The sequence below is a fragment of the Arthrobacter sp. HMWF013 genome, assembly GCF_003061105.1.
Taxonomy (GTDB): domain Bacteria; phylum Actinomycetota; class Actinomycetes; order Actinomycetales; family Micrococcaceae; genus Arthrobacter.
In genome coordinates this window covers 9,388-11,544 of sequence record NZ_QAIQ01000660.1, presented here as the reverse complement: position 1 = coordinate 11,544, position 2,157 = coordinate 9,388, and the positions used below count along the sequence as shown (strand labels likewise).

The window sequence follows — 2,157 nt, the reverse complement described above, 5'->3', positions numbered from 1 at the left end:
CTCCCGGCGGGACTGGACACCCGGATTGGCCCGGGCGGGTCTTTCCTCAGCGGCGGCGAGCGGCAAAGGCTCGCCGTGGCGCGGACACTCCTGACAGGAGCCGACGTGATCCTGCTGGATGAGCCCACAGCGCATCTGGACGCGGAAGCCGGACGGGACATGCTGGCCGACCTCCGTGCCGGCCTCAAGGACCGCACTGTGGTCATGGTGACCCACAACCCGGCCGACGTCCACCCGGAGGACACCCTTCTGGACCTGTCCGTGGCGTCACGGCCAGGCGGGACGGACCATGCGCGGCTTCCCCATCCGGAGGAGAGCCTCCGCTGAGCCCGATATGCCTGAGCCTGATCTCTGGCCTGGTGTAATAGCCTGATGCCATGATCCAGCAGCCACGAGTGGACTTTCCGCAGCTTCAATGGCGGCCGGCCGCGGCGTCCGACGTCACGGCGTGGGCCGCGCTGATCGCGCGGACGGCCGCTGCGGAACACCCCGTCTGGCATGAACGCGAGGCAGACCTCCAGCAGCACGCGGAGTCCCGGAAGAATCCACTGGGCACCCACGCAGTGCTGGGGCTGGACGGCGACGGCGTCATCCGGGCCTACGGCAGGATCTCCAAGAACCCGGACGGCGACAAGGCGCACGGGTTCGGCTGCGTTGACCCGGCGTGGCAGCGGCGCGGGGTGGGAGCGGCCCTTCTCGGCTGGCTGGAGGAGAGCACCCGACAGCGCTTCGCTGACGACGCAGCCGGCACCGCTGCTCCGCTGGTGCCCCGCCTCCGGATCGGCACCGAGCAGCAGCACGCGCACCAGGCAAGGCTGCTGAAATCAGCCGGCTACACGGTGGTCCGCTACTTCAACGAGATGCACCGGTCCCTGGACCAGCCGTTGCCCTCCAAGGTCCTGGGCGCCGGGCTGATGCTGGACGTATTGACGGCTGAAAGGCACGAACAGGTCCGCCTCGCGCACAATGAGACCTTCCGCGACCATTGGGGCAGCGAGCCGCGGGATGAGGATTCCTGGTCCTTCACCGTCAACCACCCGCACGCACGGCCGGACCTGAGCATGGTGGTAGTCGACGCCGCCAGCGGGACGGTGGCCGGATACCAGTTGGCTTCCCATGACCCTGATCTTGCCGCCCGGCGCGGATTCCGGGAGGGCTACACCGAACTGCTCGGTGTGCGGCGGGAATACCGCGGACGGGGGATTGCGCAGGCGCTCCTGTCCGATGCCATGCACCGGTTTACGGCGGCAGGAATGGATGTGGCTTCACTGGACGTCGACTCGGAAAATCCCACCGGCGCGCTGGCTCTCTACACCGGAATGGGGTACAGGGCGGTCAACACCAGCATGGCCTGGGACAAGCCGCTTTAGCCAGCCACCCGCGCCCTAGCCATCCACGTCGTGGAGGTGGTGCACCACGTCATGCAGGAAGTACTGCGCAAGCGTCAGGACCGTGAACTCTGAGCCGTTGCTGCGCAGCCCCTTCCGGCCCCAGTCGGACTCCCTGACCCCTGCGAATGACTCGGCGATCTGTTCACCTTCCGCGGTCAGTTGGGCACTGACGACTGCGGGATCGGCGTTGGCGTAATCCATCTCGACGGCGGTACGGTCCTGGTCCCAGTTCTCAAACCGTGCGTCGTCGGATTCGAGCATGAGGTTCAGCCGCTGGTCGAAGAGCGCGAAGACGTCGCGGACATGGCAGGCGTACTCCAGCGGCGACCACGTGGTGTCGTTGGGGCGTTCGGCCACCTCGGGGCGCCGCAGGACTGCCCGCCACCGCGGCAGCATGTTCCCAATCGTCGCCGGGGCGGTGGCGGGTGTGGCCGAGGGGAGGTCGAAGGAGCACTCAGGGCAAGGCCGGGTCAGGACCCAGGTCCAGTCCTTTTCATCAGGAATGATAGGCATGGCAGCAGTCTAAGCGGGATCGGGCCATGCCATGGCAGGGCCCACCACTTCCACGGCCTGGGACAGTGGAATCCCCGAGCCGTCACGCCGGCCATGCTCCTGCGGCAGCGACCTGGCAACGCCTGCCAGCGAGGAAGCCTTCGCCGGTCCGTGCCCTGCCCAGGCGAGCAGCAGCATGTCCTCGCCCTTAAGGAACCTGTGCGCGCGGACACCGGCCGTGGCCCGGCCCTTGGCGGGATATTCGGCGAAAGCC

General features: G+C 67.7%; 4 protein-coding genes. 2 read left to right on the top strand and 2 right to left on the bottom strand.

Annotated features, from left to right (window positions below):
* Both DBR22_RS24980 and DBR22_RS21635 read left to right on the top strand, forming a co-directional pair.
* Positions 1-327, top strand: a 327-nt coding sequence (locus DBR22_RS24980) for an ATP-binding cassette domain-containing protein (RefSeq protein WP_258229374.1), incomplete at its 5' end; no start/stop codon positions are given.
* 50 nt (positions 328-377) lie between these two features.
* Positions 378-1,370 (top strand): GNAT family N-acetyltransferase, encoded by a 993-nt coding sequence (locus tag DBR22_RS21635; protein WP_108600680.1) that lies wholly within the window; start codon positions 378-380, stop codon positions 1,368-1,370.
* Positions 1,371-1,385: 15 nt separating this feature from the next.
* Here the strand turns inward: DBR22_RS21635 and DBR22_RS21630 are convergent, their stop codons facing one another.
* Positions 1,386-1,904 (bottom strand): DinB family protein, encoded by a 519-nt coding sequence (locus DBR22_RS21630; RefSeq protein ID WP_108600679.1) that lies wholly within the window; start codon positions 1,902-1,904, stop codon positions 1,386-1,388.
* Between the two features lie 9 nt (positions 1,905-1,913).
* On the bottom strand, positions 1,914-2,157 hold a 244-nt coding region (locus DBR22_RS24975), incomplete at its 5' end, for a hypothetical protein (protein WP_258229373.1).